A 4,745-nucleotide genomic window follows, 5' to 3' on the forward strand; every position below is an offset into this window, starting at 1 on the left:
GCAGAAACAGTTTGTCCATGACGGTATCCTCCCGCCATCTCCAGAATCACAATGCGCCGAGCCGAAGCAAGCAATTAATGGGTCCTGACCCTAGCTGTGCCTGAATCGCGCCGAAGTATTCGGTGTCTTGTTTCCTAGTCTCGCCTACATTCAATACGAAGAACCGACGACTATCCAGTGAGGCGGGCACGACCCAGTTGTTGTTCGATGCCATCATCAGATGGAGGTAGTTCGGGCTTGTCGTGGCATTGACGAATTTCGCTTCGGTCGTCAACGTCGGCTCAGTGACGATATTTTTCAAGACACCCACATGAGCCCGATCACCCGCGAAGAACGCCTCGTCCGCGAACAGGAAAACGCAATCCCGCAGGTGGCTGTTAAAGGTGCCGACTAGATGTTTAGCATTGCTGATTTGCATTCCGTGCGGCCCCATAATCTTGAGCAGTGCCCTAGCCAAGATACCCTTACCAGTACCTTCACCCGATTTCAGGACGACCGCCACCTCACCCAGTTGATCGGGGCGCTGCAACAGGCGAGCCATCCAGCCAATTAAATAGCGGAAGCACTCTTTGTCACTGTTGCAAATGTTGTCGTGTATGTGCTTGCGCAAAAGTCCCCAGTCACCAGCCTTCGGGTCTACATCATAGCCCATCCAGAGGTTCAGCACATCGGGACGTTCTAGGCCTGACGGATCGAACACGATGCCGTCCGTATACTGACGGCGCCTGCGATGCTTTAACCAGAGGGCTGCCGCGTTTCCATATTCGATATTCCCATCCTTATCGCGACCGGTTCTGACCTGCTTATTGAGATACAAGTTCCGAAAATCACTGAATGACATTCGGTCAAATTTGCGTCGATTGAGCCCGTGGTCATAACTTTCTATGAAGACGAGGGTCTTGCCGTTCTCTTGGACAACGAAATATTTCCCGTTAAACGCCTTAATCTGCGCCGCCAATTCTGGGGTATCGTCTTCGGCGGTCGCTTTGCCGTTATCTGTGTCACTGCCAACGTCGGCGGCACTGTCCGTCCCGTTGTCGGTGCTTCTAGCCGTGTCGATATCTGCGGGTCCCGAAGCGGCACGCTCGGTGAAGCTGAAGTCATCCACCGCTGCTGTCTTTGGCTCGCTAACATCGAGCCTATTATACATGTCGCGCACTTTCAGGTCGGAAGCGATTGAGCCTAACTTCTTCCAACCGCTTCGCACAACGGCTGTAGACCAATCCTCTTTGTACTTCGCAGCCTCTTTGTCCCATGTCGTGCCCGGCTTGCCTGCTTTTGGTTTCCAGCGGGTGGACCACCTGATAAGCTCGATAATGATTGCTTGGTTTTCTTCAGTGGTAAGCTTGCCCAATTCCCATAGCCCACGGCGCGCGCCTTCGACGGCAAGGTTCACGTCGGAATAGGTGTCGCGGTCGACGTCCTCATTGTTCGGTAGCTCCTGGCAGTAAGTTATCAGGGCTGCCGCGCTAGGAGCGGCAAAGTCAGCCAAATTGGACTGTTTGACGGTGCCGTCGTCGGCACGCCGCTGCCTCTGTGCTGCGCGGCCATCCGATACACTGCTGACACCTATTTTCTCCAGCTCACTGAGGACGAAGCCGACCAAGTCATAGAACGCGTTGAGATCCTTAAGCTCGGGGATGCCGCTCAACGCGGGCGCGGGCATCGTCACGGCCTTGTCGTCGTCACCATACCAGAAGATTCTTCCGGCATGCTGATGGACTCCAGCGATAACAATCTGTTCGCCGGTCGTTAGTAGCTCTATTTTTCCGTAGGATTCTTGCGTGCCAGTCTTATTCAGGTAATGAACCAGCTTGTGCCCCGCGAACTCCTCGTTAGGGATTCGCACGAGGAAGGCGATACGACCCGGTCGCGACTCACGGAACAACACATCGTAAAAGCAGGTAACAACGTTCCGCACGGTTTCGCAGAGTTTGAGCGACCGCTCGATTTGCTCGGGCGTGTCAATGGCGAAGTCACCGTCGAAAGCTAGGAACTGGCCCGCTTCGGTCTTGAGGCCGAGGACCAATCCGCAGTTTGCGCCGTCTCGATTGGCAACGCGTTTGCTGTTCGCGTCCTGATTCCCCTTCTGCCAGGCACCGAGGCCTTGGTAGCGGATTTCGCCGCTGTCGGTTTCACCGCATACTTCGGCGGGCGCCTTGCCCCATCCTGCCTCGGGAATGCCTTTGGCGTTAGGTGGCGCGACAGAGATCAGAGGCTCATCAGGAAGTCCCGCTAGGCGAGCATCGGTGATACTGCCGGGCGTAGTATCGCCATGCGAATTTTCGTCCGCAGAAACGTCATCCGTGCTAAGTTCAGCCCTAGACAAGAAGTCATCGGTTGTGTTAGAGTAATCCATTAGTCAAATTCGCTTATCAGAGAGTGGGTTTTGATGGCTGGAGGCTTCCGTGGTAGGCGCCTCCGGGATTTGTGTTAGTGTTGACTTAGGGGGCTCGGCGTTCATTCGCTGCGCCCCCTTTCTTTGTTTGGGCCACGAGGTGTGCGGGTATCGGTTGCTTGCACAACGCGGGCAATCCCGCATGCAACACGGCGCGAATAGCCGACCGCTCGTTTGGCAATCTATATACGGATTGGATCAGGACGAGCTTGCGGCGCATGCTCGCGGGCAGAGCCAGCCTATCGAAGATATGCCGCCCGTCATCGGGGGCTTCGGCATCGTCATCTAGCTCATCGACCTCGACGGGGGCGGGAGTGTCGCCGCTCACGGCTGTGCCTCGCCCGTAGCCGTAGAACTAACAGCCCGCAGTCGCGCCGCTTCACTGTCGAGCCAGACGCCGATGGCGCGGCGGACCACCTCAATCTTCGGAACGCCTTCTCGGGCAGCAGCTGCCCGCAGTGCGTCGTATTTGTCTCTCGCCAAGTAAATCGAGAACTGCTTGGCGTCTTTCGGCAATGCCATCTAATAATTCCTTCTGAAATGATGGTTGAAATGCTTTGCTAGGACCTATATACCCTGCCGGGTTGTACCTTACCTATTGTCCTGGCAGGGTATATACTTCACGAATTGTTACTGAAGTTGATACAGTAGTTGATGACGCGGGGATAATATGTCCGCGTTGCTTCCGGCCGAGTCACGGTAACTCGCTGGTAGTCTTATCGCTACAAAGGCTGGGAAGGGTTTGTATCGCTGCCAAAGCTCTACCTCGATTGGAGGGAGCGGCGCGGTGGCTCGGGGGACTACGGACGATATAGACGGCATGGGTGTATCTCCTTTCAGGTTCCGGTCATCGGCACACTTACCCTTCGGTTGACGGTTAAGGCTGGGTAGGCACGGCTACGCGTCTGCGGCGGTCCCTATAGCCGGACCGGCCCGTGGGAGTCCAGCGGAAAGATATATCTGGAACAGTCTCAGATGGGTCGAGATAGAAGACGCGGGGCCGAGCTAATTAGGCGAAGGAGCATGGTTTAAGGTAATCGGGGGCCTCTCTGGCAGGGTTGGCAGGGTTGAGTTGCCCCCTGACAGGGTAGCCAGAATCAACCCTGACAGTCAAAAGCCCTGTATATATCTATATCCTTCTTCTTCTGACAGGGTTGGTAGGGTATAATAAGAGGATAAGAAGTTTAGAAAAATTAGCCCGAACCAATAGCAAGGACATACACGTGCCCCCCTTAAACTAAGCGGGACGGCACCCCCACGGGGCTTCCAGGAATTTTGTAGAAAGGGTTTAGAATCTACCCTGACGCCCTGTATCCCTGTCAAATTGGAAACTTCGTAGATATACACTCGACTTGGCTGGCAGGGTTGATTTACTCTACCCTACCATCCCTGACAGAGTTTGGCTTATACCGCGCGGTGCCGCGTCCAGCTCGCCGCGTCGGTCGGCTTAGTCTGCACCTCATCAGCCACGACATTATATCGCCCGAGTTCGTCCAGCGCCCCGGTGAACAGGTCGCCCATCGCTGGCCGTGCCCGGACCAACATCTCGCCGTTGACCAAGGTCGGTGAGCAGAACATCTCGGCATACACCGCCTCTGGGTCGGGTCGCTCGTGCCAGGCAAGCCCGATACCATCATCCAATCTCGGCATCTCGAATGGCTGGTCGGGGAAGCCTGTACGTTCCCACCGGACGTGAGCGGCGTAGCCTTCCTCGGCCTGTCCGCTCAATACGGCTCGGTAGCCCGCGCCGAGTAGTTCAACCTCGCCCAAGCTTCCGTGGTTGGCATGATGGATATGGGCACGGCGCCGACCGACGATTGGCCTTGCCGTGCGGAATAGAAGTGCCGTGTCGCCCTTATCGCTTCGCCGCACCCAAAGCCACGGGGCATCAAACTCCGCGAGGATTCGGCCGATAACGATGGCCTCGATCTGCGCTGCTATATGAGTTCGGAGACTATCCGGCCGGTTATCGTCGGGCAGTGTGTGTAATATGAGTGCGGTGAAGGAAACGCTCTGATGAGCCGCGCCAAGCTTGAGGCTTACGGTTGGTTCCTCGTGGCGCTCTTTATGTAGTAGTGGTTCGGGCCACCCTGCTTGTGCAGTCTGTGTTAGCAAATTATCTAGCGCAGGACTCGACTTCTGCATAGTTTTAGTATAAGGATTGTACATAGTATAAGTCTATCTGTTGAGAACGGGCGCCCTTGCCGGGGCGCCGTTTCTTTATTTCGGGGTGGGCACAGGCTGTGCCGGTTTAGGGTCAGGACTCATTCTTTGAGATAGAAGGTGACACTGGCTGCGATGCAGATGGCGGAGAAGAAGGTGTGTGCGCAGCGGTCGTAGCGGGTGG

3 protein-coding genes are annotated in these 4,745 nt (G+C 55.8%); all 3 read right to left on the reverse strand.

Translation table 11 applies throughout. From position 1 onward, the window contains the following. Window positions 1–46: 46 nt before the first annotated feature. The 3 genes from GSQ83_RS23390 to GSQ83_RS23400 all read right to left on the reverse strand — a co-directional run bounded on the left by GSQ83_RS23390 (window position 47) and on the right by GSQ83_RS23400 (window position 4,168). The gene (locus GSQ83_RS23390) at window positions 47–2,359 is read right to left on the reverse strand and encodes a primase-helicase family protein (protein WP_158805294.1); all 2,313 of its coding nucleotides are present in this window, start codon (window positions 2,357–2,359) and stop codon (window positions 47–49) included. Between the two features lie 363 nt (window positions 2,360–2,722). Continuing rightward, entirely contained in the window at window positions 2,723–2,920 is a 198-nt protein-coding gene (locus tag GSQ83_RS23395) for a hypothetical protein (protein WP_158805295.1), read from the reverse strand. 882 nt (window positions 2,921–3,802) lie between these two features. Further along, entirely contained in the window at window positions 3,803–4,168 is a 366-nt protein-coding gene (locus tag GSQ83_RS23400; protein ID WP_158805296.1) for a hypothetical protein, read from the reverse strand. Between the last annotated feature and the right edge of the window lie 577 nt (window positions 4,169–4,745).

Origin of the sequence: Acidisoma sp. L85 (assembly GCF_009765865.1) — a bacterium.
Lineage (GTDB): Bacteria > Pseudomonadota > Alphaproteobacteria > Acetobacterales > Acetobacteraceae > Acidisoma.

Excerpts from the sequence above, each read along its gene's own strand:
- GSQ83_RS23395 (WP_158805295.1), bottom strand. The coding sequence starts at position 2,920 with ATGGCATTGCCGAAAGACGCCAAGCAGTTCTCGATTTACTTGGCGAGA.
- GSQ83_RS23390 (WP_158805294.1), bottom strand. The coding sequence starts at position 2,359 with ATGGATTACTCTAACACAACCGATGACTTCTTGTCTAGGGCTGAACTT.